Origin of the sequence: Methylobacterium sp. PvR107, from assembly GCF_017833295.1 — a bacterium.
Taxonomy (GTDB): domain Bacteria; phylum Pseudomonadota; class Alphaproteobacteria; order Rhizobiales; family Beijerinckiaceae; genus Methylobacterium.
The window spans coordinates 686,471-711,114 of sequence record NZ_JAFIBW010000001.1; the positions used below are offsets into that span (position 1 = coordinate 686,471).

Genomic DNA, 24,644 nt, shown 5'->3' on the forward strand with positions numbered 1-24,644 from the left:
AAATCGACGGGGCGCGACCGGAGCGTCGTCGGATAAGAATTGCTTTCTCGGGATGGTTCAAAGATCTCGGCGGCGTTCATCCATCGGAGACTTGTTTGAACTGTTCGCAGCCCCGTCGCTCGGGCGGAGGCAGCGAAATCCGTGCGGCAGACCCGCCGGTGGGCCTGCCGCACGTTGCCGGGGATCGCCGGGACTGGCGCCGCAGCGGAGCGGAGGCCTCGAAGGAGGATGCCGGGGATCGCGGTGCGCGCTGCAAAGCTCCTGCGCACCCTGCGGGCGCCGGCCCCTCGGGACGCGGTCGCGCTTCGGGTATCCAGCCGTGACGGAACCGGCCTAGAACAGTCGCGCTTGCCGGAGTTCCGGCGCCGAGACCGGTCGATCCATGACATCCGTCGCCCTGTTCGAGCTGATCCTGGGCCTTCTCGGCGCGGCCCTGCTGCTGTCGCTGGCGGCCGGGCGTCTCGGCTTCCCGCCGGCCGCCGCGCTGGTCCTCGGCGGCATGGCGCTGGCGGTGGCACCGGGCCTGCCGGCCTTCGATCTCGATCCGGACCTGATCATGGTCCTGTTCCTGCCGCCGCTCCTGCTCGAATCGGCCTACTTCACCGTCTGGCGCGACTTCCGGGCGAGCTTGAGCCCGATCCTGTCCCTGTCGCTCGGGGCGGTCCTGTTCACGACCCTGGTGGTCGGGCTCGTGGCCCACGCGATGGTGCCCGCCCTGCCCTGGGCCGCCTGCTTCGCGCTCGGCGCGATCGTCTCGCCGCCGGACGCCGTGGCTGCCAAGGCGGTGCTCGCCCGCGTCGCCCTGCCCCGCCGGATGACCACGGTCCTGGAGGGCGAGAGCCTCGTCAACGATGCCTCCGGTCTCGTCCTCTACCGCTTCGCCGTGGCGGCCGCGCTCACGGGGAGCTTCAGCGCCTGGGCGGCGGCCGGCAGCTTCGCGTGGCTGGCGGTGGCCGGCGTCGCGGTCGGGTGCGCCTGCGGGTTGGCGGTGAATGCCGTGATGCGGCGGTTGCAGGACGCCAATGCCATCACGGTGCTGAGCTTCCTGGCGGCCTACAGCGCCTACCTGTCGGCCGAGGAGATGCACGCCTCAGGCGTGCTCGCTGTCGTGGCCTGCGGGCTGATGATGGGCGGCCGCGAGCACGAGACCTTCGACGCGCAGGCCCGCCGCCATTCCGTGGCGGTGTGGGAATTCGTGGTGTTCGTGCTGGAGGCCCTGGTCTTCGTGCTGATCGGGCTGGCGCTCCGCGGCGTGCTGGCCCGGACCGGCGGCGAGGTCGGCGCGCTCTCGGCGGCGCTGCCGCTCGCGCTCGCCGTCACGGCGGCCTGCGTGGCCGCCCGCCTGCTCTGGGTGTTCCCCGCCGTCTACCTGCGGCGGCTCCTCTCGGCCCGGCTGCGGGCGCAGGAGCCGCCGACGAGCCCGGCCGTACCGCTGATCCTCGGCTGGGCCGGCATGCGCGGGGTGGTGACCCTGGCGGCGGCGCTGGCGCTGCCCGCGGACTTCCCGGGCCGCGACGCGATCCTGATCGCGGCCTTCGTGGTCATCCTGTTCACCGTGCTGGTGCAGGGCACGACCCTGGGCCCGCTGATCCGGCGGCTGCGCCTCGATCCCACGGCGCACCTGCCCGACGGCCACCTCGACGCGCCCATGGCCCGCGTTGTCGTGAACGAGGCCGGCCTCGGCGCCCTTGAGGGGCTGGTGTTTCCCGAGACCGGCGCGCTGCAGCACCCGCGCCTCGTGGAGGAGTATCGCCGCCGGGTCCGGGCCACGTCCCGGGACCGCGACGAACGGAAGGCCCTGGCGACCGAGAAGAGCGCGCATTTCGCCGCCGCGCTGCTCGCGGTCCGGTCAGGCCGGTCGGCGCTGATCGGCCTGCATCGGGAGAACCGGATCCACAGCTCGGTGCTGCGGCAGCTGGAGGCGGAGATCGACCTGGAGGAACTCCACCTCACGCGTCTGGCCGGGAGCGCCCCGGCCCACGGCTAGACCGAGCCACGGCCCTCAATGGGCGGCGCAGCCATCCGCCGTCTGGCCGTAGCCGCCATAGACCACCCGCACCTTGCGCAGGCAGGGACCCTCGGCCTTCGCGGCCGTCGCCACGGGAGCGACCTCGACCGGCTGGACCCGGAGCGTCGCGGCGACCGGCTGGTCCTCCGACGTGGCCAGCGCGCGGCTGGCGCCCATCACGAACGGCGTGGCGACCAAGGACGAGATGGCGAGTGCGGCGAAGACGGCGATGTTCTTGCGGCCGAAGTCGTTAACGGTGCGAGCCGTGCGCATGACTGATCTTCCGACGTGTTCGGCAGCGCTGAGGTGCCGATATCCCCTGTTGCCGCGATAACTTGGCCGCAGGCTTGACGGTTCCAGCTATTGCCCGAAAACCGCCACGCTTGGGTGTCGCGCCGCACGCAGGAAGCCGGTGTTCAGATGATCTTGCGATACTGCACGAAGCCCGATTTCTCCGCGATCCGGTCATAGAGCTGCATCGCGTCGGTATTCGTCTCGTGCGTCAGCCAGTGGACGCGGGAGCAGCCGGCGGCCTGGGCCGCCGCGTAGACATGCGCGATTAGCCGCCGGCCGATCCCGAGCCCCCGGGCTCCGTCGGCCACGAACAGGTCCTGGAGGTAGCAATAGTCGCCGATCGTCCAGGCCGAGCGGTGGCGGATATGGTGGACGAGGCCGATCGCCTCGGGGCCCCGCCAGGCCAGCGCGCCGTCGACCGGCTCGGCCGGGTCGTTGAGGCGGCTCCAGGTGGTGTCGGTGACCTCCGTCGCGAGGTCGATCTTGTAGAAGGTCTGGTACCCCCGCCAGAGCGGCCACCACGCCTCCCGGTCGCCGGGTCCGATCGGGCGAATCGCGATGCCGGCCGTGCCGCTGTCCATGTGTTCCTCCGGTCGTGGTCCTGCGGGAACGGACCACCATCCGCCCCGCCTGTGCAACCCGAGGGGCTCGCCATCCGCCCTTCGCCTTGCACCCCCGCCCGCCCGCACCTAAACCGGCCCGCCAGCGGCCCGAGCCGCCGCGCGAGCCCGAGCCTCCGACACCCATGTCCCAGAAAAAATCGTTCCAGGGTCTGATCCTGACGCTTCAGGAATTCTGGGCGGCGCAGGGCTGCGTGATCCTCCAGCCCTACGACATGGAGGTCGGCGCCGGCACCTTCCATCCGGCCACGACCCTGCGGGCGCTCGGCCCGAAGCCCTGGAAGGCGGCCTATGTCCAGCCCTCGCGCCGGCCCAAGGACGGCCGCTACGGCGAGAACCCGAACCGGCTCCAGCACTATTACCAGTTCCAGGTCATCCTGAAGCCGAACCCGCCCAACCTGCAGGAGCTCTACCTCGCCTCGCTCAACGCCATCGGGGTCGACCTGACGCTCCACGACATCCGCTTCGTCGAGGACGACTGGGAGAGCCCGACGCTCGGCGCCTGGGGTCTCGGCTGGGAATGCTGGTGCGACGGGATGGAGGTCTCGCAGTTCACCTACTTCCAGCAGGTCGCGGGCTTCGAGTGCGCGCCGGTGGCGGGCGAGCTGACCTACGGGCTGGAGCGGCTGGCCATGTACGTCCAGGGCGTCGAGAACGTCTACGACCTCGACTTCAACGGCGCCGAGGGCCCGGACCGGATCACCTACGGCGACGTGTTCCTGCAGGCCGAGCAGGAATATTCCCGCCACAACTTCGAGACGGCCGACACCGCCATGCTGTTCCGGCAGTTCACCGACGCGGAGGCCGCCTGCCGGACCTATCTCGACGCGGGAGCGCCGTCCGCGGAGGGCGAGCGCCACCGCATGGCACAGCCGGCCTACGACCAGTGCATCAAGGCGAGCCACGTCTTCAACCTGCTCGACGCGCGCGGCGTGATCTCGGTGACGGAGCGCCAGAGCTACATCCTGCGGGTCCGGGACCTGGCCAAGGCCTGCGGGGCCGCGTGGCTGAGGACGGCGGCCGGGGGCGCGTGAGGCGCTCCGACCACGGCAATGCGCGTCGCGGAATTCGCGCGTCACGTCTTTGCGAGCGGAGCAACCCGGCGGCGCCCTGTTCGGTGGCGTGGCGCGACCCTGGGTCGCTGCGCTCGCTCGCGATGACGGAGCTGCCCCCCTATCGCGGAGCCCCTTGAGCCCTCGCGCGTTGCAACCCCCGCCAACCGGCGCGCTCCGGCGCGTCCGCAGACGCGGGAACCTCGTGATGAAAAAGACGATCCTCGCCCTCAGCCTCCTCGGGTTCGGCCTCGCCCCCGCGCTGGCGGCCGATCCGGGCCCGGAGGCCGTGGTCAAGAAGCTCTACGCCGAGCCGCACCCGAATCACTCCGCCGTGTATTCGAAGCGCCTCCAGAGCCTGTTCGATGCCGATGCGAAGCAGGCCAACGGCGCCACCGGCAACCTCGATTTCGACTACCGCCTCAACGGCGAGCCCCTGAAGCCCGACACGGTGAAGAGCCTGGCCTTCAAGGAGGCCACCGAGGGAAAGGACCAGGCGAAGGTCACGGTGGAGCGCAAGGGCGGCGACGGCTCGAAGGCGATCGTCTACGACCTCGTGCGCGAGGATGGCGGCTGGAAGGTGTCGGACGCCCACGCGATCGGCGACCGCAAGTGGCAGCTCTCGACCATCCTCAAGGGCGAGGCGCGCTGAGGCGGGTCCCCGGCCCTCGACAGGTGTGCGGCGCGGCGATATGGCCGCGCCATGCCCGACCTCCTGCTCGAACTCCGATCGGAAGAGATCCCCGCCCGCATGCAGCGGCGCGCGGCGGAGGATCTCAAGAAGCTCGTCACCGATGCTCTGGTGGCGCGCGGCTTCCTGTACGAGGGCGCCAAGGCGTTCTCGACCCCGCGCCGGCTGGCGCTCCACATCGCCGGCCTGCCCGCCCGGGGCGAGGCGGTGCGCGAGGAGCGCCGCGGCCCGCGGGTCGGCGCCCCCGAGGCGGCAATCCAGGGCTTCCTGAAGGGTGCTGGGCTGACGAGCCTCGATCAGGCCACGACCGTCACCGATCCCAAGAAGGGCGAATTCTACTTGGCGGTGATCGAGCGTCCCGGCCGCGAGACGCTCGACGTCCTGGCCGAGCTCCTGCCGGAGATCATCAAGAGCTTCCCCTGGCCGAAATCCATGCGCTGGGGCGCGGCCTCGGCCGAGCCGGGCTCCTTACGCTGGGTGCGCCCGCTGCAATCGATCGTCGCGACCTTCGGGCCGGAGACCGAGACGCCGGAGGTGGTGCCGTTCTCGGTCGGCGGGATCGCGGCCGGCACCACGACCTACGGCCACCGCTTCCTCGCGCCCGAGGCGATCGAGGTGCGGCGGTTCGACGATTACATCCAGGCCCTGGAGCGGGCGAGGGTCATCCTCGACCCCGAGCGGCGCAAGGACGTGATCCTGCACGATGCCCGCGACCTCGCCTTCGCCCGCGGCCTCGACCTCGTCGAGGATGAGGGTCTGCTGGACGAGGTCTCGGGCCTCGTGGAATGGCCGGTGGTGCTGATGGGCTCGTTCGACGAGTCCTTCCTCGACATCCCCGCCGAGGCGATCCGGGCGACGATCCGGGCGAACCAGAAGTGCTTCGTCCTGCGCAAGGGCGGCTCGGACGATCTGGCGCCGGCCTTCATCCTGGTCTCGAACCTCTTCGCCACCGACGGCGGGCTGGCGATCACTGCCGGCAACGAGCGCGTGGTGCGGGCGCGCCTCTCGGACGCGAAGTTCTTCTGGGAGACCGACAAGGCGACCCGCCTGGAAGACCGCCTGCCCAAGCTCGACAGCATCGTCTTCCACGAGAAGCTCGGCACGCAGGGCGAGCGGATCGCGCGCATCGCCGCCCTGGCGCAGGACCTGGCGCCGCGGGTCGGGGCCGATCCGGCGCTGGCCGGGCGTGCCGCCCGTCTCGCCAAGGCCGATCTCGTCACCGAGATGGTCGGTGAGTTCCCCGAGCTTCAGGGGCTGATGGGCCGCAAATATGCGGCGCTCCAGGGCGAGCACGACAGCGTCTGCGCGGCCATCGAGGAGCATTACAAGCCGCTCGGCCCCTCCGACCGGGTGCCGAGCGACCCGGTCTCGATCGCGGTGGCGCTGGCCGACAAGCTCGACACGCTGGCGGGGTTCTGGGCGATCGACGAGAAGCCCACAGGGAGCAAGGACCCGTTCGCCCTGCGCCGGGCGGCTCTGGGTGTGATCCGGCTGATCCTCGACCGCGGCCTGCGCCTGCGCCTCTTGGAGCAGGTGGGCGCGGCGGATCGCGGCCTCGCCGGCCGGGCCGGCGCGGATGCGAAGGACCTCCTCGCCTTCTTCGCCGATCGCCTGAAGGTCTATCTCCGCGACCAGGGTGCCCGCCACGACCTGATCGACGCCGTCTTTGCCCTGCCCGGCCAGGACGACCTGCTGATGGTGGTCCGCCGGGTCGAGGCGCTCGGGACATTTCTCGACACCGAGGACGGAAAAAACCTGCTCGCGGGCTACAAGCGCGCGGCCAACATCCTGCGCATCGAGGAGAAGAAGGACGGCCGCGCCTACGACGCCGAGCCCGACACCGCCCTGGCCGCCGCGGGCGAGCCGGCCGAGCGGGCGCTGGGCGCGGCCCTGGCCAAGGCGCGGGACACCGCCTCGGCGGCCGTGGCCCGCGAGGATTTCGCCGGCGCCATGCAGGCGCTCTCGACGCTGCGTGCGCCGGTCGACGCGTTCTTCCAGGACGTGACCGTCAATGCGCCCGATCCGAAGCTCCGCGAGAACCGCCTGCTGCTGCTCAACGCGCTGCGCGCCGCGACGCGGGCGGTGGCGGAGTTCGCGAAGATCGAGGGGTGAGACCGTCCTGTCGGACGGGCGCCGGGGAGCGCGGCCTCAGCGTTCCACCAGCGTGCAGCCCCGCCGGTCCTCCGCCTGCCAGCCGTGGCGCTCCAGCTCCGGGTCGAGATGCTCCTCAACCGGGTATCCGACGCAGAGATAGGCCACGAGCCGCCACGTCTCCGGCACCGCCAGGATCGTCGTGACCGCCGCCGGCTCCAGGATCGAGACCCAGCCGACGCCGAGCCCGCGCGCGCGGGCCGCGAGCCAGAAGCACTGCACCGCCCCCACCACCGAATAGGCCAGCGTTTCCGGCATGCTCGCGCGCCCGAGGCCGAGGCCGGTCTCGGTGACGACGTCGCAGAACGCCGCGAGATGCACCGGTGCCTCCTTGAGGCCGGCGAGCTTGAGGGTCCGGTACTGCGCGGCGCGGTCCGAATCGTAGCCCGCTGCCGCGGCGGCGTTGCAGCGGCCGAAGCTCTCCACGACGGCGGCGCGCCGAGCGGGATCCGAGACGCGCACGAAGCGCCACGGGCGGCTGTTGCCGACCGACGGCGCCCGGTGCGCCGCCGCCAGGCAGGCCTGCAGCGGCGCCTCCGCGACCGGATCCGTCCGGAAGCGGCGCACGTCGCGGCGCCACGCGAACAGCGCGTCGAGGTCGTGCAGGAAGGCGTCGTCGAAGGCGGGCGGGCCCATGATCCCGATGGCATACCCGCAACGCCGGTCGGACCGGAACCAGAAAAAAGGCCGCCCGGTCGGGGCGGCCTGAAGTCTTGGGTCTCGAAACCTCGGAGTGCCGGATCCTGGGATCCCGAACGGCGACCGAGGGCTGGGGAGCTGGGTCTCGGGCGCCGGCCGGGCAAAACCCGGCGAGGTTCAGCGGTTGTTGTGTCGTTGCAACGCGGCCCGCAAAAGGCGTGAATCGGGCAGAACCGTGTTTTTTGTCGCTTGGGCGTGTCCTGTGTGACACGGACGTCGCGGCCGCGGCCACTCTTGCGGGCCGCTGCGGTGAGGCCCATCATCCGGCAAAGGAACGATTCCCGGGAGCCAAGATGACCGAACGGACGAGCGCCGGGCCGAGGCCCGACGAAGCGGCGGGCCATGTCATTCCCTTCCCTGCCCGCGCGGCTCCTCCGCAGGTCGCCTTCAACCGGGACGAGCTGCGCACGATCTTCAATCTCTACGGACGGCAGGTCGCCGCGGGCGAGTGGCGCGACTACGCCCTCGATTTCCGCCGCGACAAGGCGGTGTTCTCGATCTACCGCCGCGCCTCCGAGATGCCGCTCTACCGGATCGAGAAGGACCCGAAGCTCGCCCGCCGCCAGGGCGCCTATGCGGTGATCGCCGCCAGCGGCCAGGTCCTCAAGCGCGGGACGGACCTCGCCCGCGTGATCGCCGTTCTGGAGCCGGCGCCCCGGCCGGTCTGACCGCTCGCAGGCGCGGCTGAGAGGCGCTCGACGCCGGCATCCCGGGGCGCCGCAGGCGCGCCCGGAATTCGGACGCATCGACGGAGCAAGGCCTGGTGCCGGGCGCAGGTCCGGCTTCCGCTGCGCGGCCCTGGAATGACGGGGGCAACGCGGATGCTCAGGACAGGGATAGGTGCCGGACGGTCCGGGCGATCTCGGCCACCACCTCGGGCGCCAGAGGGCGAATCGGCTTCGGCGGCTCGGCGCGGCACAGGCCCATGAGATCGGCCAGGGCGTAGACCACCCGCAGGCTGGAATGCGTCCGGAACAGCGTCCACAGGGGTTCCAGCTCGGCATTGAGGCTGCGGGCCCGATCCACGTCGCCGGCCTCGACGGCCCGGACGATCGCCAGACAGCGCTTCGGAAACAGGCCCGCGGCCACGCTGAACCACGCCGTGCCGCCGGCGATCAGGGCCTCGGTCACGTTCCAGTCGCCGCTGAAGCCGATCGGAAAGCCTGCCGGGACGGCCGCCCGCAGGGCCGCGACCCCGGCCGCGGCATGGGCTGGCTCCGGTGCGGCGCATTTGGCCGCCACGATGCCGGGCCGGCGCGCGATCCGGCCGATCAGGTCCGGCGAGAAGCGGAAATGCGTGGTCGCGGGATTGTCGTAGAGGACGAGCGGCAGGCCGCCCGCCTCCGCCACCGCGGTGAAATGCGCCTCGACCTCGGGCTCGGTCAGCGGCGTATAGGAGACGGGGGCGAGGAGCCCGACATCCGCCCCCGCCGCCCGCGCGTCCTGCGCCAGGCGGATGGCCTCGTCGGTGCGCAGGGCGCCGATGCCGACCAGGAGCGGGACGCGCCCGCCGACCGCCGTGGCGGCGATCGCGACGGCCCGGCGTCGCTCGTCCCGGGACAGGTAGGCGTAGGTGCCGGTGCTGCCGAGCAGGCCGATCGAATCGATCCCGGCCGCCGCCAGCGGCTCCAGGAGCCGGCGCAGGGCGTCGGCGTCGACCCGGCCGTCGGCATCGCTCGGGGTGATCGGGAAGGCGGAGAGGCCGGCAATCGCGCGCATGGTCCGAGCCTAGCGCATCCGAACGCGGCGGCCAGACAAAAAGAAACCCCGGCGGTTTCCCGCCGGGGCAATTCGCAACGCTCAGTCTCTGGAGCCTAGCGGCGATCGCCGATCAGGCTGAGCAGGAACTGGAACATGTTGATGAAGTCGAGATACAGCGTCAGGGCGCCGTTCACCGACATCTTGGCCGCCATCTCACCGTCGAAGCCGCCGTAGAGATACATCTCCTTGAGCTTCTGGGTGTCGTAGGCGGTCAGCCCCGCGAAGATCAGCACGCCCAGCACCGAGATGGCGAATTGGAGGGCCGACGAGGCGAAGAAGATGTTCACCAGCGACGCGAGGATGATGCCGATCAGGCCCATCATCAGGAACGAGCCCATGCCCGAGAGGCTACGCTTCGTGGTGTAGCCCCAGAGGCTGAGCGAGCCGAAGGCCGCCGCCGTGATGAAGAACACCTGCACCACGCTGCCGCCGGTGAAGACCAGCAGGAGCGAGGACATCGAGGCGCCCATCACCGCCGCGAAGGCGAAGAACATCGTCCGCGCCGACGAGGCCGACATGCGGTCCATCCGCATCGAGAAGACGAAGATGAACGCCAGCGGGGCGAGCATCAGGACCCACTTCAGCGGGCTGAGGTAGAGGGTCTGACCGAATTGGGTCAGGACCGGGCGCGTACCCTGGTAGGCCGCGACCGACGCCATGTTCAGGCCGAGCGCGACGAGACCGGAGATGCCGAGCCCGATGACCATGTTGTTGTAGACGCCGAGCATGAAGGTGCGCAGGCCCTGGTCGACCTCGACCTGGGTGCCGGCGTAGCCCGTCGGCTGCTGGGCGCCGTACCGGAAGGGACTGTTTTCGAATGCCATGGGAGTTTCCTTGCGGAGGCTCTCTCAGCGTGGTGTTCGGGCGAGGCCCACGCAGGACCTCTGGCGCCAGGCTGGCGCCTCGACCGGGAATATGTTGCGCCCGCGTCCGCGACACAAGTCCCCGGCCACGGTTGCGGTTCGTGTTTTCCGTGTCCGGAGGATGTAATTTTGTCCATCGCGCCGGGGATTAAAATGCATCTCCGACATTGTGGCCGGTATTTCGACTTCCGGTTGCCGGCCCGAGCCAGTTCGAAGGCTTAGAGGAAAGTCTTAACAGCTTCCGAATGCCGCGGCGTCGGACCGCCTTGTAACCGCAGAGGCGCCGGATGCCGGTCGCCTCAGGCCAGGCTGCCGAATCCGGCGCTCTCGCGCGTCCACGCGAAGGCCTGCTCGCTCAAGGAGATCCCGAGGCCGGGCCGGGTCGGCACCACCATACGCCCGTCCTTGAGTTCCAGGCGCTCGTTGAACAGCGGCTCGAGCCACTCGAAATGCTCGACCCAGGGCTCCCGCTGCATCGCGGCGGCGAGGTGGATGTGCAGCTCCATCGAGAAATGCGGCGCGATGGTCAGCCCGGCGAACTCTGCGAGTGCCGCCACCTTGAGGAAGGGCGTGATGCCGCCCACGCGCGGCGCGTCGGGCATCAGGAAATCGGCGCCGTTCTGCCGGATGAAGTCCCAGTGCTCGGCGACGCTCGTCAGCATCTCGCCGGTGGCGATCGGCGTGTCGAGGGCGGCGGCGAGCGCCGCGTGGCCTGCGGCGTCGGTGCAATCGAGGGGCTCCTCGATCCAGATCAGGTTGAAGCGTTCGAAGGTCCGGCCCATCCGCAGGGCGGTCGGCCGGTCCCATTGCTGGTTGGCATCGACCATGAGCGGGAAGCGGTCGCCGAGATGCTCGCGGACGCGGGTCACCCGCCGGATGTCCTCGGCCCCGTCGGGCTGGCCGACCTTCAGCTTGATGCCGCCGATGCCCTTTTCCCGAGAGGCGTCGGTATTGGTCAGCAACGCCTCCAGCGGGGTGTGCAGGAAGCCGCCGGAGGTGTTGTAGCAGCGCACCGCGTCGCGCTGCGCCCCGAGGAGCTTGGCGAGCGACAGGCCGGCCCGCTTCGCCTTGAGATCCCACAGGGCGACGTCGAAGGCGCCGATCGCCTGGACCGCAAGGCCGCTGCGGCCGGCCGAGGCGCCCGCCCAGGCGAGCTTGTCCCAGGCCTTGGCGATGTCGCTCGGATCCTCCCCGATGAGGGCCGGGGCGAGCTCGCGCGCATGGGCGAACTGGCCCGGCCCGCCGGCCCGCTTCGCATAGCTGATCCCGAGGCCGCGATGGCCGGCGCTGCTCTCGACCTCGCAGAACAGGATCGCGATCTCGGTCATCGGCTTCTGGCGGCCGGTGAGCACCTTCGCGTCGCTGATCGGGGTCTTCAGCGGCAGGTAGACCGAGCGGAGCCGGATCCCGGTGACGGTCTCATCCATGGTCTGCCTCGCGACACGGCGGCGTTGAGCCGACACGCATTCATGATCGGGCAGATCGATCCTGTCCAAGCCGAAGGCTGAATGGCTCGATCCAGGATCAGCATCGATGGCCCGATACGCCTTCCGGGCGACGGACCCGCTCCGTCATCACGAGCGGAGCGAAGTGACCCAGTGTAGCGCGACTCCACAGAGCGTGGCGCCGTCTGGATTGCTTCGCTCCGCTCGCAAGGACGGCGAGCTGGCAACGATCACCCGGACAGGAATCGACGGACCGGATCGCCCGCCATCATCCGATCTGCCGCAGATACGGCGCCGGCTTCTGCCCCAGGATCCGCCACGTGCCGGCAAGCCCGAGCAGGATTGCCAGCGCTACGGCGGCCACCGCCGCCGCCAACGCCCCCGACAGGTCGAGGCGGAAGTCGAGGTGCATGACCTTGGCGACGATCACCCAGCCGGCGAGCGTCCCGGCCATCAGGCCGAACAGCGCTGTGGCGAGTCCCAGCGCGGCATACTCGATGCCGTAGGCGGTGAGCAGCCGCGCCCGGCTCGCGCCCAGGACCTTGAGCACGACGGCGTCGTAGAGCCGCGCCCGGTGACCGGCCGCGATGGCGCCGGCCAGCACGAACAGGCTCGCCAGCACCGCCACGGCGCTCGCCCCGCGGATCGCCAGGACCAGCCGGCCGACAAGGTCGCCGATCGCGTCCAGCGCGTCCTTCACCCGCACGGCGCTCACCGACGGGAAGGTTTTCGCGACATCCCGCAGGATGCGGTTCTCGGTGGCCGCGTCGGTGCCGCCGGGCAGCGTCAGGGTGGCGAGGTCGGAATGCGGTGCGCCCCGGAAGGTGCCCGGCGAGAACACCATCACGAAGTTGATTCCGAGGTTGCGCCACTCCACCCGGCGCAGGTTGAAGATCGTCGCCGTGAGGTCGCGGCCGAGCACGTTCACCGTCACGGTGTCGCCGAGCTTGAGGCCGAGCTGGCGGGCGAGGTCGGCCTCGAAGGAGACGAGCGGCTTCGCGCCCTGCTCGGGACTCCACCACGCGCCCTCTGTGAGGCTCGAGCCGTCCGGCACCGTGTCGGCGTAGGTGATGCCGCGGTCGCCGTCGAGCACCCAGGCGGCGTCCTCCGGGGGCCGGATCTTGCTCGCCGGCACGCCGTTCAGGGCGACGATCCGGCCGCGCATCATCGGCACGTCCTCGATCTTCCCGTTCGGCGCCGAGCGCGCCAGGAACTCGCGGAACGCGCCCGCGTCCCGCGAGGGGATGTCGAGGAAGAACAGGTTTGGCGCCTTGGCCGGCAGGGTCGCGCTGATCGTGCGGCGGACATTGGCATCGATCAGGCTGAGCGTCACGAGGAGCGTCACGCCGAGGCCGAGCGACAGCACGATGGCGGGCGTCAGGGCCCCGGGCCGGTGCAGGTTGGCGAGCGCCATCCGGGGCGCGGGCCAGCGCGGGTGCGGCAGCCGGCGGGCGAGCGCCATCAGGCCGAGCGCCACCCCATGCAGCAGGCCGAACGCGATGGCCGCGGCCGCGATGAAGATCAGCGCGACCCGCCGGTCGAAGGCGGTCGCCACCGACAGGCCGACGAGCGCCGCGAGGCTGAGGGCCAGGAGGACCCGGTAGCGCCAGCGCGGGCGGACCCGGGCCGGATCGACCGTGTCGCGGAACAGGCCGGAGACCGGCACGTCGTGGGCGCGGCCGAGCGGCGTGATCGCGAAGGCGAAGGCCGTGATCAGCCCGTAGGCGGCCGCGAGCGCCAGCTCGCCCGGGGCGAGCGTCGGGTTCAGCGGCAGCGGCAGGTCGGCGGAGAACAGCGCGTCGAGCACGAAGGGTAGGCTCGCGCCCATGACGAGGCCGATGAGGGTGCCGAGGCCGGCGATCAGCATCACCTGCGTCAGGTATAGGGCGACCACCTGTGAGCCCGGCGCGCCGACGCTCTTGAGCGTCGCGATCGACGGCCGCTTGCGCTCCACGAAGGCGTGGACGGCGTTGCCGACCCCGACGCCGCCGACGATCAGCGCGGTGAGCCCGACCAGGGTCAGGAACTGGGTGAACCGCTCGATGCTCTTGGCGAAGCGCGGGTCCGCGTTGGTGCGCGAGCGGATCTCCCAGCCGGCCTCGGGGGTCGCGGCGCGGATCCGGGCCTGCGCCGCGTCGAGCTCGGCATCCGGCGTGCCGGGCGGCAGGAGGAGGCGGTAGCTCCAGCGGTTGAGGCTGCCGGGCTGGACGAGGCCGGTGGCGCGCAAGGTCGGCTCGGAGATCATCAGCCGGGGCCCGAAACCGATGCCGCCGGCGATCTTGTCGGGCTCCGACACGATGGTGCCGCGGATGGCGACCGGATGGCCGGCCAGGGTGATCCGGTCGCCGACCTTGACGTCGAGGCGGGTGAGCAGAGCCGGGTCGGCGAGCGCCCCCGGCACCCCGTCGCGCTCCGCCAGCAGGTCGGCCGGGCGCCCCGGCGGATCGGTGACGAGCTCGCCCGCGGCCGGATAGGTCGCGGGATCGACGGCCTTCAGCTCGACCAGGGCCGCGTCGCCGCCCGGCGCCACCGCCATGGCCCGCAGGGAGGCGACGCTGTCGAGGCGGCCTTCCCGCGCGAGCGCCTGCTTCTCCGCGTCGGTCGCCTCGCGGTTGATGAGGTTGTAGGCGAGATCGCCCCCGAGGATCCGCCGGCCCTCCCGGCCGAGCCCGTCCGAGAGCGAGCGCGAGATCGACGCCACGCCGGCGATCGCCATGACGCCCAGCGCGATGCAGGCGAGGAACACCGCGAAGCCGTTGAGCCCGGCCCGCAACTCGCGCAGCGCGAGGCGCAGGGTCAGCGGGATCCGGCGGGGCGCGGGGTCGGGGCGGGTGATCGTGCCGTGCATCAGGCGGTCACCGCCTCCTCGATCCGCCCCGAGCGCAGGCGCACGGTGCGGTCGCACAGGCGGGCGAGGCCGTTGTCGTGGGTGACCAGCACGAGCGTCGCGCCGCGGTCCCGCTTCAGCCGGAACAGCAGGTCGACGATCTGCCGGCCGGTGGTCTCGTCAAGATTCCCGGTGGGCTCGTCGGCGACCAGGATCGCCGGGTCGGGGGCGACCGCCCGGGCGATGGCGACGCGCTGCTGCTCGCCGCCCGAGAGCTGCGCCGGGTAATGGTGCAGCCGGTGCCCGAGGCCGACCGCCTCCAGCTCGGCGCGGGCGCGCTCCAGGGCGCCGGGCCGGTCGGCGAGTTCCAGCGGCAGGGCCACGTTCTCCAGCGCCGTCATGGTCGGCACGAGGTGGAAGGCCTGGAACACGATGCCGATCCGCCGGCCGCGGAACCGGGCGAGCGCGTCCTCGTCGAGGCGGACGAGGTCGGTCTCCTCGATGACGACGCCGCCGGAATCGGGCCGCTCCAGCCCGGCCATGACCATCAGCAGCGTCGATTTGCCGGAGCCCGAGGGGCCGACGAGGCCGACTGCCTCGCCGCGGTCGACGGCGAGCGAGATGCCGCGCAGGACGTGGACGCGGGCGGCGCCGCGGCCGAGGCTGAGGTCGATGTCCGACAGCGCGATCGCGGGCTCGCGCAGCACCTTGCCTTGGCTCACCGGTGAGCCGATCTGTGGGCGATGACGAGCATGGCGCGCGAGGTCCTCGGGTGGGGTCGATCTTGGCTGCACGGTCCGCGGTTGCACCGCGATATGGGTTGGGCATTGGGGCCGCGCCATGACGGACGCGCTGTGTTCCGGCGCACGGCCCTGTTTGCCGCAGCGCTAGCCTGTCTCGTCCTCCCTTTGATGACGGCCTCCATGCCAGACGCCCACGCCGCCCCGGGCGACCCGGTCAAGCTCGTCGCCCTCGGTGACAGCCTGACCGCCGGCTATCGCCTTCCCGCCGACGCCGCCTTCCCGACGGTGCTGGAGCGCCTGCTCAAGGCCAAGGGCGAGGACGTCATCGTGGCCAATGCCGGCGTCTCCGGCGATACCGCCACCGGCGGCCTCGACCGGGTCGACTGGTCGGTGCCGGACGGGACCGCGGGGGTGATCCTCGAACTCGGCGCCAACGACATGCTGCGCGGCACCGACCCGAAGGTCACCGCGGGGGCGCTGTCGGCGATCATCGAGCGGCTGAAGGCGCGGGGCATCCCGGTCCTGCTCGCCGGCATGCAGGCGGCACCCAATCTCGGGCCGGACTACAAGGCCCGGTTCGACGCGATCTACCCGGCGCTCGCCGAGCGCTATGGGCTGACGCTCTACCCGTTCTTCCTCGACGGGATCGTCGGCGACCGGGCGCAGCACCTCGACGACATGCTGCACCCGAACCGGCAGGGCGTGGAGACCATCGCGGCGCGCATGCTGCCGACGGTCGAGACGTTCTTGGGAGGCCTCCGGCAGGGGGCATCGCGGTAGTGCCGCGGCTGTTCACCGGGCTCGCCGTGCCGCAAGCGGTCGCCGAGGCGCTGACCCTCTATCAGGGCGGCCTGCCCGGCGCCCGCTGGATCGAGCCGGGCGATTTCCATGTGACCCTGCGGTTCATCGGCGATGTCGAGGCGACGACCGCCGACGAGGTGGTGGAGGCGCTCTCCGAGATGCGGGCGCGCCCTCCCCTGACGGTGACGCTCGAGGGCCTCGGCCTGTTCGGCGGCAACAAGCCGCGGGCACTCTACGCCGCGGTCAGCCCCGATCCGGCCCTGACCGATCTCCAGGCCGAGCAGGAGCGTCTGGTCCGCCGGGCCGGGTTGGAGCCGGAACGGCGCAAATTCACCCCGCACGTCACCCTGGCCCGGCTGCGGCGCGACGCCACGCCGGAGGCGGCCGCGATGTACCTGTCGCAGGCGCCGGTCTTCGCGCCGGTGACGTTCGCGGTCGACCGGGTGACGCTGTTCTCGGCGCGGGACTCGACCGGGGGCGGGCCGTATGTGGCGGAGGGCGAGTTTCCGTTCCCGTGAGATGTGCGACGGTGTCGCCCTTTCATCGGCCGGCCCCGAGACCCGTCCCGCCTCATTCCGGGGCGCGCCGCAGGCGAGAGCCCGGAATCCAGAGCCGCTTCCGAGGCCCGGGGATGGCCGGTCCTGCGCCGAACCGAACGCGCGGCGTGGTTCCGGATTCCGGGCTCCGCTGCGCCGACCCGGAAGGACCGGCGCGTTTCACAGATCGCCCCGGCTGCGCGTCACCCTTAGAGCCGCCGCAAAGCCACGCTCTCGATCCGGTGGCTCGCGCCCTTGGTGAGGATCAGGCTCGCCCGCTGGCGCGTCGGGACGATGTTCTCGCGCAGGTTCGGCAGGTTGATCGTGGTCCAGAGCCGGTCGGCGATGTCGAGCGCCTCGGTCTCGGGGATCTCGGCGTATTTCCGGAAGTACGAGCGCGGGTCGCGGAACGCGGTCTGGCGCAGCTTCATGAAGCGCGTGACGTACCAGCGGTGCAGGTCGTCCTCGTGGCCGTCGAGATAGATCGAGAAGTCGAAGAAGTCGGAGACGAAGGGAATCGCGGTCCCGTCCCGGGGCAGGCGGGCGGGCTGGAGCACGTTCAGCCCCTCGACGATCAGGATGTCGGGACTCTCCACCACCCGCTCCTCACCGGGCACCCGGTCGTAGACGAGGTGCGAGTAGAGCGGCGCGGTCACGCGCTTGTGGCCGGCCTTCACGTCGTGAAGGAAGCGCAGCAGCGCGGCGGTGTCGTAGCTCTCGGGAAAGCCTTTGCGCTCCATCAGCCCGTTGGCGGCGAGCTCGGCGTTGGGCAGCAGGAACCCGTCGGTGGTGACGAGATCGACCTTCGGGGTGTTGGGCCAGCGCGCCAGCAGGGCGGTCAGGATGCGGGCCGTGGTCGACTTGCCCACCGCCACCGACCCGGCGAGCCCGATGATGTAGGGCGCCTTGGTCTCGCGTTCGGCCAGCAGGAAGCGCTGCGTCGCCTTGAACAGCCCCTGGGTCGCCGCGACGTAGAGGGCGAGGAGCCGCGACAGCGGCAGGTAGATCGCCTCGACCTCCTCCACCGAGATCGGGTCGTTGATCGATTGCAGCCGCTCGAGATCCTCCTGCTTGAGGGTGAGCGGCGTGTCGGCGCGGAGCTGCGCCCATTCCTCGCGGCTGAAGCGGCGATACGGCGACAGCCGGTCGGACGCTTCGAGGATCGCCTCGACCGAGCCCGGCAGCACGGCCGCGTTCACGCGGGGCGCCTCGCGGCCTTCTCGGCGATGCCGCTCTGGGCGGTGCGCCGCTCCAGCTCGGCCATCACGTCGGTGAGGTCTACGCCCCCGGCCCGCAACAGCACCACGAGGTGGTAGAGCACGTCGGCGGCCTCGTCGCGCAGGCCGGTCTTGTCGCCCTGCACGGCCGCGATCGCCGCCTCCACCGCCTCCTCGCCGAGCTTCTTGGCCGCCTTGGCGGGGCCTTCGGACAGGAGCTTGGCCGTGTAGGAAGTGGCGGGATCGGTCCCGGCACGGCTCGCCACGAGGGCGGCGAGGTCGGCGAGCGTGTAGGCGGTCATGAAGCGATCTGCATGTTACGACGGCCCTTTATACGGATCAGGACCGGATTTCGGCAGGAAACTGCGCCACGGCCAGCCCGCGGGCAAGCGGGGCGGGTGAAGGCCGCCCGGCTTTGTCCGGGACTCACTCGTTCGGCAGGTGCCGGGCCAGCGCCTCCAGCACAGCCATGCGCACGGCGACGCCCATCTCGACCTGCTCGCGGATCAGCGACTGCGCGCCGTCGGCGACCTCGGAAGAGATCTCCACACCGCGGTTCATCGGCCCCGGATGCATCACCAGGGCGTCGGGCTTGGCCAGCGCCAGCTTCTCGCCGTCGAGGCCGAAGTAGCGGAAATACTCCTTCACGGAGGGCACGAACGAGCCGTTCATGCGCTCGCGCTGGAGGCGCAGCATCATCACGATGTCGCAGCCGACGAGACCTTTGCGCATGTCCGTGAAGGTCTCGACCCCGAAGCGCTCGATCCCGGCGGGCAGCAGCGTCGAGGGCGCGATCAGGCGGACCCGCGCGCCCATCGCCTGCAGCAGGATGATGTTGGAGCGCGCCACCCGCGAGTGCAGGACGTCGCCGCAGATCGCCACCTGCAGCCCCTCGATCCGGCCCTTGTTGCGGCGGATGGTCAGCGCGTCGAGGAGCGCCTGGGTCGGGTGCTCGTGGGCGCCGTCGCCGGCGTTGACCACCGCGCAATCGACCTTGCGGGCGAGGAGATGCACGGCACCCGCCGATTCGTGGCGCACCACGATGATGTCGGGCCGCATCGCGTTGAGGGTGGCGGCGGTGTCGATCAGGGTCTCGCCCTTCTTCACCGAGGACGAGGCCACCGACATGTTCATCACGTCGGCGCCGAGCCGCTTGCCGGCGAGCTCGAAGGACGATTGCGTCCGGGTCGAGGGCTCGAAGAACAGGTTGATCTGCGTGCGGCCCCGCAGGGTCGTGCGCTTCTTCTCCACCTGCCGCGAGATCTCGACGGCGGAATCGGCAGCGTCGAGCAGGGCCTCGATGTCGGGCCGGGTCAGGCCCTCGATGCCGAGGAGGTGCCGGTGCGGGAAGGGCGCGAGGCTCGTCATGATGAGGCCCGGGTGTAGGTGCCGCGCGCCCGGCGGGCAAGGCTGTTCGGCACGGACCTCACCAGAGGAGGAAGAGGAGCAACCGTCTCCAGGTCTCCCCCTCCTCCGCGGAGGGGGGAGGGCGCGTGGGTGGATCGTTGTTCTCGAGCTTCGGCGTGTGAGCCGGCACCTCCGCAAGGTGAGCCGCCGCCTGCGGCCTTTTTTCCGGCCGATGGTAACCGAACGGCCCTGCCCCACGTATTCGCCCGAACGGTCGGGATCCGTACGTTGCCCGGCTCCGCACCGCCGATCGGGATCCCAACGCTTGGCCGCCTCCCCTGCCCTCGAAGCCCCCGAGACCGTCGACCGGCAGGGGCGCCGCTGGTTCTACCGCCACCCGCTGGTGATCCGGCTGGCGCACTGGATCAATGCGGCGGTCCTGCTGGTGCTGCTGATGAGCGGCCTGCAGATCTTCAACGCCCATCCGGCCCTCTACTGGGGCGCGACCTCGACCTTCGACAGCCCGGCCCTCGCCATCACCAGCGAGCAGGGGCGCGACGGCACCAACCGCGGCGTCGTCACGGTCGGGGCCCACACCCTCGACACCACCGGCGTCCTCGGCCTGTCGAAGGAGCGCGGAACCGAGGTGGAGCGCGCCTTCCCCGCCTGGGCGACCCTGCCGGCCAATCAGGACCTCGCCACGGGGCGGCGCTGGCACTTCCTGTTCGCGTGGCTGCTGGTGATCAACGGCGCGGTCTACCTGCTCTACGGCCTCGTCAGCGGCCAGCTCCGCCGCCGCCTGATCCCGGACGGCGACCAGATCCGCGACTTCGGCGGCTCCGTGAAGGAGCACCTCCTCCTGCGCTTCCCCGAAGGCACGGAGGCCAAGCGCTACAATGTCATCCAGAAGCTCACCTATCTGCTTCTGATTCTAGGCCTCCTGCCCGCCATGGTGCTCGCCGGCCTTGCCATGTCGCCGGGGATGGACGCGGCCTGGCCGTGGCTGACGGAGCTGTTCGGCGGCCGGCAATCGGCGCGCAGCATCCACTTCATCGCGGCCGGGCTGATCGTGCTGTTCGTGGTGGTCCACGTGCTGCTCGTGATCGTCTCCGGGCTCGTCAACAACATGCGCGGCATGATCACCGGCTGGTTCAGCCTCGGCCGCGACCGGGAGAGCGTGCGATGATCCTCCACCGCCGCAAGCTCCTCAGCGCCGGCGCGGGCCTGATGGGCACGGCCCTGCTCGGCGGCTGCGATCGGTTCGCCGGCACCGAGACGGGGCAGCGCACCCTCCAGATCGGCGAGGATGCCAACCGTTACGTCCAGCGCCTGCTGATGTCGCCCGCGACGCTGGCCCGGGAATTCCCGGCCTCGATGATCTCGCCCTGGTTCAAGCCGAACGGCACGATCGACCCGCCGGACCGCGCCTATCGGGCGCTGGCGGCGCGGACATTTTCGGAGTTCAAGCTCGCCGTCGACGGGCTCGTCCAGACGCCGCTGTCGCTGAGCCTCGCGGATCTCCGCGCCCTGCCCGCGCGCAGCCAGATCACCCGGCACGATTGCGTCGAGGGCTGGAGCTGCATCGGGCAATGGGCCGGCGTACCGCTCGGCGAGGTGCTGAAGAAGGCCGGGCTGAAGCCGCAGGCGCGCTACGCGGTGTTCCACTGCGCCGATACGCTGGAATACGAGGCCGGACCCAAGGGTGGTTCCAAGGGGCGCGGCCAGGGGGCATCCCTGTGGCGCCCGACCCATCCGGGCGCGGTCCGCGAGGCCTATGTCCAGCTTGCCGCCGCCGACGATTGGGGCGGCCCGGCCGCCGCCACCGACGCGCCCAAGACGGACTCCCCGAACGACGATTGGGGCCAGGGCAGCCCGGCCGCGGAGCCCGAGCCGACGGGGATCCCGATCCGCTACTACGAGAGCATCGACCTCTACGACGCCTTCAACCCGCAGACGATCCTGGCCTACGACCTCAACGGCAAGCCGCTGCCGGTCTCGAACGGCGCGCCCCTGCGCCTGCGGGTCGAGCGCCAGCTCGGCTACAAGCAGGCCAAGTACGTGATGCGGGTCGAGATGGTTGAGTCGCTGGCCGGGATCGGACAAGGCAGCGGCGGGTATTGGGAGGACCGCGGCTACGAATGGTACGCGGGGATCTGACCGTTCAGCGAGACCTCGCCGCGCGCTCGCGCTCGATCGCTCCATCGGCACGGCGTCGATGCGGGCCTGCCAACCTGGACCCTGAGCGCGGAAATGCGCGACGCTCTCGGGAAGGGGCTGGATCGCGACCGCGTCGTCGGACCTGCCAGCCGATCCACGCCGCGCGAAGCGGTCGCCGACATAGAATTCAGCGCGCGCGGGCATCGCGTCGGTCGGTTCGGGGACCTTGTCGTGCGCCTCCGGCGTGATCGTCTGCGCGTCCACCTTGGCCAAGTCGCTCCTGATCGCGGCCTCAGGGGATCAGCTTTGCGCAGTGCTTCTGCTCTCTGACATGGGCCTTCCCCATCGAGAATGGTACGGGCGCATCCCCCCGCAGTGGGGGGCGGGAGCGCGCGTGGGAGGTCTGGTCCGCCAAGTTCATCGGCCGGGCGGCGATCCCGAACCCGATTTGGCCGGATCATCGGTGATCGCTGTCTTGCACGACTCATAAGCCCCATGCGCGGCCTACGCCGCCGCCGTCGGGCGAGGCTTGCGTCACCCCCGCCATTTGACATCCCGCCGCCCGTGACCCACTTGTCCCCGGCGCGCGGCCCCGGCCCGACGGCGGGCATACGTCCCACGCGAATCTCGAAAAGAATTCGTCCGTCGCGCCCAGGCTCCGTCAGGGGCAGAGGTCTGAATGAAAGTCGTCGTCGTCGAGTCGCCGGCCAAAGCGAAGACAATCAATAAGTATCTCGGCCGCGACTATGAAGTCATCGCCTCCTTCGGGCATATCCGAGACCTGCCAGCCAAGGACGGCTCGGTCGATCCCGAGCAGGACTTCCACATGGTCTGGGAGCTGGCCGACCGTGGGGCGAGCCGGGTCTCGGAGATCGCCAAGGCGGTCAAGGGTGCCGACAAGCTGATCCTGGCGACCGACCCGGATCGCGAGGGCGAGGCGATCTCCTGGCACGTGCTGGAGGCGCTGAACGCCCGCAAGGTGCTCAAGGGCATCCCGGTCGAGCGCGTGACCTTCAACGCCATCACCAAGTCCTCGGTCGAGGCGGCGATGCGCAAGCCGCGCGAGATCGACCAGGCGCTGGTCGATGCCTATCTGGCGCGCCGGGCGCTCGACTATCTCGTCGGGTTCAACCTCTCGCCGGTCCTGTGGCGGAAGCTCCCGGGCGCCCGTTCGGCGGGCCGCGTGCAGTCGGTGGCGTTGCGCCTCGTGGTCGAACGCGAGATGGAGATCGAGCGGTTCAAGCCGCGCGAGTACTGGACGCTCATCGCCACGCTGACGACCGCCGATGGAGCGACCTTCGAGGCCCGCCTCGTGGGCGCCGACGGCAAGCGCATCCAGCGCCTCGATGTCGGCACGGGCGAGGAGGCCGCTGCCTTCAAGCGCGACCTCGAACTCGCGACCTTCCAGGTGGCGAGCGTCGAGGCCAAGCCCGCCAAGCGCCATCCTCAGCCGCCCTTCACCACCTCGACCCTTCAGCAGGAGGCCTCGCGCAAACTCGGGATGGCGCCGGCCCAGACCATGCGGGTCGCCCAGCGCCTCTATGAGGGCGTCGATGTCGGCGGCGAGACGGTGGGCATCATCACCTACATGCGGACCGACGGCGTCGACATGGCGCCGGAGGCGATTCAGGACACCCGCCGGGTGATCGGCAAGGAGTTCGGCGACCGCTACGTGCCGGACGTGCCGCGCAAGTACAGCGTTAAGGCCAAGAACGCCCAGGAGGCGCACGAGGCCGTGCGGCCGACCGATATGGGCCGGCTGCCTAAGGCGGTCGCGCGCCACCTCGAGCCCGAGCAGGCCAAGCTCTACGACCTGATCTGGACCCGCACCATGGCGAGCCAGATGGAATCGGCCGAGCTGGAGCGAACCACCGTGGACGTCACCGCGACGGTCGGCCCGCGGCAGATCGACCTGCGCGCCACCGGGCAGGTGGTGAAGTTCGACGGCTTCCTGGCCCTCTACCAGGAGGGCAAGGACGACGAGGAGGACGAGGAGAGCCGTCGCCTGCCGCCCATGAAGGCCGGCGATCCGCTCAAGCGCGAGCGGATCAGCTCGACCCAGCACTTCACCGAGCCGCCGCCGCGCTATTCCGAGGCGAGCCTCGTGAAGCGCATGGAGGAACTCGGCATCGGCCGCCCATCGACTTATGCGGCCGTGCTCCAAACCCTGCGGGATCGCGAATACGTCAAGATCGAGAAAAAACGGCTGCAGCCGGAGGATAAGGGGCGGCTCGTCACGGGCTTCCTCGAGAGCTTCTTCCGGCGCTATGTCGAGTACGACTTCACAGCCAGCCTGGAGGAGCAGCTCGACCGCGTCTCCAACGCCGAGATCGACTGGCGGGCGGTGCTGCGCGACTTCTGGCGCGATTTCTCCGCCGCGATCGGCGAGACCAAGGAGTTGCGCGTCACCGACGTGCTGGAGGCGCTGAACGGTCTCCTCGGGCCGCACATCTTCCCCGACAAGGGCGACGGCTCGAACCCGCGCACCTGCCCGACCTGCGGGGCCGGCCAGCTGTCGCTGAAGCTCGGCAAGTTCGGCGCCTTCATCGGTTGCTCGAACTATCCGGAGTGCAAGTACACCCGCCAGCTCTCGGCCTCGGGCGTCGAGGGCGAGGGGGACGGCTCGTCCGCCGAGGGCGGCCAGCCGGGCGTGCGGGTGCTGGGCAACGATCCCGTCACCGGGATGCCGGTGACGATCCGCGACGGGCGGTTCGGGCCGTTCGTCCAGCTCGGCGAGGCCTCCACCGAGAAGGACGCCGCGAAGCCGAGGCGCTCGTCGCTGCCCAAGGGGCTCAGCCCCTCGGACGTGGATCTCAACAAGGCGCTGGCCCTGCTGGCGCTGCCGCGCGAGGTGGCGCGCCACCCCGAGACCGGCGAGCCGATCCTGGCCAATCTCGGCCGGTTCGGGCCCTACGTGCAGCACGGGAAGACCTACGCCAATCTCGGCAAGGACGACGACGTGCTGGAGATCGGCGGCAACCGCGCCATCGACCTGATCGTCGCCAAGGAGCAGGGCGGCGGCCGCGGCCGTCCGGCCGCCGATCCCGGCCGGCCGCTCGGCAAGGACGAGACCAGCGGGCGCGACCTCGTGGTCAAGGCCGGCAAGTACGGCCCCTACGTCACGGACGGCGAGGTGAACGCCACGCTGCCGAAGACGATGGCCGCCGAGGCGCTGACGCTGGACGAGGCGATCGCCCTGGTGAACGCCAAGCGGGCGTCGGGCGGCGGCAAGCCGGCCAAGCGCGGGGCGGTCCGGAAGAGTTCAGCGCGTGGTGCGAGCGGTGATAAGCCCGCCGCGAAGAAGACCGCGACGAAAAAGCCGGCGGCGAAGAAGGCGGCGGCGAAGAAGACGGGCGCGGGCTGACGCCGCGGGGCGGCTCAGACCGGGGCCGCCCCGTCCTTGCGCGCGGAGCGAAGCAAGCCGGGGCAGAG

The 24,644-nt window shown here is 70.8% G+C and carries 21 protein-coding genes; 10 read left to right on the top strand and 11 right to left on the bottom strand.

The genetic code is table 11. The features are described 5' to 3' along the window. The first annotated feature begins 382 nt into the window (after positions 1–382). Positions 383–1,987 (top strand): Na+/H+ antiporter, encoded by a 1,605-nt coding sequence (locus JOE48_RS03075; RefSeq protein ID WP_210027330.1) that lies wholly within the window; start codon positions 383–385, stop codon positions 1,985–1,987. Positions 1,988–2,002: 15 nt separating this feature from the next. Here JOE48_RS03075 and JOE48_RS03080 read toward each other — a convergent pair whose 3' ends face one another. Both JOE48_RS03080 and JOE48_RS03085 read right to left on the bottom strand, forming a co-directional pair. Continuing rightward, entirely contained in the window at positions 2,003–2,281 is a 279-nt protein-coding gene (locus JOE48_RS03080) for a hypothetical protein (protein WP_210027332.1), read from the bottom strand. 143 nt (positions 2,282–2,424) lie between these two features. Continuing rightward, positions 2,425–2,883, bottom strand: a complete 459-nt coding sequence (locus tag JOE48_RS03085; protein WP_210027334.1) for a GNAT family N-acetyltransferase — start codon at positions 2,881–2,883, stop codon at positions 2,425–2,427. A gap of 164 nt (positions 2,884–3,047) precedes the next feature. Between JOE48_RS03085 and JOE48_RS03090 the strand changes: the two genes are divergently transcribed. The 3 genes from JOE48_RS03090 (at position 3,048) to glyS (ending at position 6,777) form a co-directional block, all read left to right on the top strand. After that, positions 3,048–3,956: a glycine--tRNA ligase subunit alpha gene (locus JOE48_RS03090; protein WP_210027336.1), complete on the top strand. Its 909-nt coding sequence runs from the start codon at positions 3,048–3,050 to the stop codon at positions 3,954–3,956. Between the two features lie 226 nt (positions 3,957–4,182). Then, positions 4,183–4,626, top strand: coding sequence for a DUF3828 domain-containing protein (locus JOE48_RS03095; protein WP_210027339.1), 444 nt, complete (start codon positions 4,183–4,185; stop codon positions 4,624–4,626). Positions 4,627–4,677: 51 nt separating this feature from the next. After that, positions 4,678–6,777 carry a glycine--tRNA ligase subunit beta gene (gene glyS / locus JOE48_RS03100; protein ID WP_210027341.1) on the top strand — a complete coding sequence of 700 codons (2,100 nt, stop codon included), beginning with the start codon at positions 4,678–4,680 and terminating at the stop codon, positions 6,775–6,777. 36 nt (positions 6,778–6,813) lie between these two features. Here the strand turns inward: glyS and bluB are convergent, their stop codons facing one another. Then, positions 6,814–7,452, bottom strand: coding sequence for a 5,6-dimethylbenzimidazole synthase (gene bluB, locus JOE48_RS03105; protein ID WP_210027356.1), 639 nt, complete (start codon positions 7,450–7,452; stop codon positions 6,814–6,816). A 356-nt stretch (positions 7,453–7,808) separates the two neighbouring features. On the opposite strand from bluB, the gene JOE48_RS03110 reads away from it, so the two are divergent. After that, positions 7,809–8,183, top strand: a complete 375-nt coding sequence (locus tag JOE48_RS03110; RefSeq protein WP_210027364.1) for a DUF2794 domain-containing protein — start codon at positions 7,809–7,811, stop codon at positions 8,181–8,183. A gap of 157 nt (positions 8,184–8,340) precedes the next feature. On the opposite strand, the gene JOE48_RS03115 is transcribed toward JOE48_RS03110, so the two are convergent. The 5 genes from JOE48_RS03115 to JOE48_RS03135 form a co-directional block, all read right to left on the bottom strand. Then, a complete protein-coding gene (locus JOE48_RS03115; protein ID WP_210027367.1) occupies positions 8,341–9,234 on the bottom strand; it encodes a dihydrodipicolinate synthase family protein in 894 nt (297 codons plus the stop codon). 95 nt (positions 9,235–9,329) lie between these two features. Further along, positions 9,330–10,100 carry a Bax inhibitor-1/YccA family protein gene (locus JOE48_RS03120; protein ID WP_210027369.1) on the bottom strand — a complete coding sequence of 257 codons (771 nt, stop codon included), beginning with the start codon at positions 10,098–10,100 and terminating at the stop codon, positions 9,330–9,332. A gap of 338 nt (positions 10,101–10,438) precedes the next feature. Continuing rightward, a complete protein-coding gene (locus JOE48_RS03125; protein WP_210027371.1) occupies positions 10,439–11,566 on the bottom strand; it encodes an L-talarate/galactarate dehydratase in 1,128 nt (375 codons plus the stop codon). Between the two features lie 286 nt (positions 11,567–11,852). After that, positions 11,853–14,432 carry an ABC transporter permease gene (locus tag JOE48_RS03130; protein WP_210027373.1) on the bottom strand — a complete coding sequence of 860 codons (2,580 nt, stop codon included), beginning with the start codon at positions 14,430–14,432 and terminating at the stop codon, positions 11,853–11,855. Continuing rightward, positions 14,432–15,133 (bottom strand): ABC transporter ATP-binding protein, encoded by a 702-nt coding sequence (locus tag JOE48_RS03135; RefSeq protein WP_409518552.1) that lies wholly within the window; start codon positions 15,131–15,133, stop codon positions 14,432–14,434. The genes JOE48_RS03130 and JOE48_RS03135 overlap by 1 nt, the downstream gene beginning before the upstream one ends. A gap of 201 nt (positions 15,134–15,334) precedes the next feature. On the opposite strand from JOE48_RS03135, the gene JOE48_RS03140 reads away from it, so the two are divergent. Beyond that, positions 15,335–15,934: an arylesterase gene (locus tag JOE48_RS03140; RefSeq protein WP_245252698.1), complete on the top strand. Its 600-nt coding sequence runs from the start codon at positions 15,335–15,337 to the stop codon at positions 15,932–15,934. Further along, on the top strand, positions 15,934–16,473 hold the full coding sequence (gene thpR, locus JOE48_RS03145; protein WP_210027388.1) for an RNA 2',3'-cyclic phosphodiesterase: 540 nt from the start codon (positions 15,934–15,936) through the stop codon (positions 16,471–16,473). The genes JOE48_RS03140 and thpR overlap by 1 nt, the downstream gene beginning before the upstream one ends. A gap of 227 nt (positions 16,474–16,700) precedes the next feature. Here the strand turns inward: thpR and coaA are convergent, their stop codons facing one another. From coaA to JOE48_RS03160, 3 genes are all read right to left on the bottom strand, one after another. Further along, entirely contained in the window at positions 16,701–17,690 is a 990-nt protein-coding gene (gene coaA / locus JOE48_RS03150; protein WP_210027391.1) for a type I pantothenate kinase, read from the bottom strand. Continuing rightward, positions 17,687–18,010 (bottom strand): phosphoribosyl-ATP diphosphatase, encoded by a 324-nt coding sequence (locus tag JOE48_RS03155; protein WP_210027393.1) that lies wholly within the window; start codon positions 18,008–18,010, stop codon positions 17,687–17,689. Before JOE48_RS03155 ends, coaA begins: the two co-directional genes overlap by 4 nt. A gap of 124 nt (positions 18,011–18,134) precedes the next feature. Next, on the bottom strand, positions 18,135–19,076 hold the full coding sequence (locus JOE48_RS03160) for an aspartate carbamoyltransferase catalytic subunit (RefSeq protein ID WP_210027395.1): 942 nt from the start codon (positions 19,074–19,076) through the stop codon (positions 18,135–18,137). Positions 19,077–19,380: 304 nt separating this feature from the next. Here JOE48_RS03160 and JOE48_RS03165 point away from each other — a divergent pair, with 304 nt between their 5' ends. The 3 genes from JOE48_RS03165 (at position 19,381) to topA (ending at position 24,576) form a co-directional block, all read left to right on the top strand. Next, positions 19,381–20,241, top strand: coding sequence for a cytochrome b/b6 domain-containing protein (locus JOE48_RS03165; RefSeq protein ID WP_210027397.1), 861 nt, complete (start codon positions 19,381–19,383; stop codon positions 20,239–20,241). Further along, entirely contained in the window at positions 20,238–21,212 is a 975-nt protein-coding gene (locus JOE48_RS03170) for a molybdopterin-dependent oxidoreductase (RefSeq protein ID WP_210027399.1), read from the top strand. Before JOE48_RS03165 ends, JOE48_RS03170 begins: the two co-directional genes overlap by 4 nt. A 679-nt stretch (positions 21,213–21,891) precedes the next feature. Then, positions 21,892–24,576, top strand: coding sequence for a type I DNA topoisomerase (gene topA / locus JOE48_RS03180; protein ID WP_210027401.1), 2,685 nt, complete (start codon positions 21,892–21,894; stop codon positions 24,574–24,576). Positions 24,577–24,644: the final 68 nt, after the last annotated feature.

Bases quoted from the DNA above. Each gene is read 5' to 3' on its own strand.
- JOE48_RS03075 (WP_210027330.1), top strand. From the start codon at position 383: ATGACATCCGTCGCCCTGTTCGAGCTGATCCTGGGCCTTCTCGGCGCG.
- JOE48_RS03085 (WP_210027334.1), bottom strand. From the start codon at position 2,883: ATGGACAGCGGCACGGCCGGCATCGCGATTCGCCCGATCGGACCCGGC.
- JOE48_RS03160 (WP_210027395.1), bottom strand. From the start codon at position 19,076: ATGACGAGCCTCGCGCCCTTCCCGCACCGGCACCTCCTCGGCATCGAG.
- JOE48_RS03140 (WP_245252698.1), top strand. From the start codon at position 15,335: ATGCCAGACGCCCACGCCGCCCCGGGCGACCCGGTCAAGCTCGTCGCC.
- topA (WP_210027401.1), top strand. From the start codon at position 21,892: ATGAAAGTCGTCGTCGTCGAGTCGCCGGCCAAAGCGAAGACAATCAAT.
- JOE48_RS03115 (WP_210027367.1), bottom strand. From the start codon at position 9,234: ATGCGCGCGATTGCCGGCCTCTCCGCCTTCCCGATCACCCCGAGCGAT.
- bluB (WP_210027356.1), bottom strand. From the start codon at position 7,452: ATGGGCCCGCCCGCCTTCGACGACGCCTTCCTGCACGACCTCGACGCG.
- JOE48_RS03170 (WP_210027399.1), top strand. From the start codon at position 20,238: ATGATCCTCCACCGCCGCAAGCTCCTCAGCGCCGGCGCGGGCCTGATG.
- JOE48_RS03130 (WP_210027373.1), bottom strand. From the start codon at position 14,432: ATGCACGGCACGATCACCCGCCCCGACCCCGCGCCCCGCCGGATCCCG.
- JOE48_RS03125 (WP_210027371.1), bottom strand. From the start codon at position 11,566: ATGGATGAGACCGTCACCGGGATCCGGCTCCGCTCGGTCTACCTGCCG.
- JOE48_RS03080 (WP_210027332.1), bottom strand. From the start codon at position 2,281: ATGCGCACGGCTCGCACCGTTAACGACTTCGGCCGCAAGAACATCGCC.
- JOE48_RS03110 (WP_210027364.1), top strand. From the start codon at position 7,809: ATGACCGAACGGACGAGCGCCGGGCCGAGGCCCGACGAAGCGGCGGGC.
- JOE48_RS03120 (WP_210027369.1), bottom strand. From the start codon at position 10,100: ATGGCATTCGAAAACAGTCCCTTCCGGTACGGCGCCCAGCAGCCGACG.
- JOE48_RS03155 (WP_210027393.1), bottom strand. From the start codon at position 18,010: ATGACCGCCTACACGCTCGCCGACCTCGCCGCCCTCGTGGCGAGCCGT.
- JOE48_RS03095 (WP_210027339.1), top strand. From the start codon at position 4,183: ATGAAAAAGACGATCCTCGCCCTCAGCCTCCTCGGGTTCGGCCTCGCC.
- JOE48_RS03090 (WP_210027336.1), top strand. From the start codon at position 3,048: ATGTCCCAGAAAAAATCGTTCCAGGGTCTGATCCTGACGCTTCAGGAA.
- glyS (WP_210027341.1), top strand. From the start codon at position 4,678: ATGCCCGACCTCCTGCTCGAACTCCGATCGGAAGAGATCCCCGCCCGC.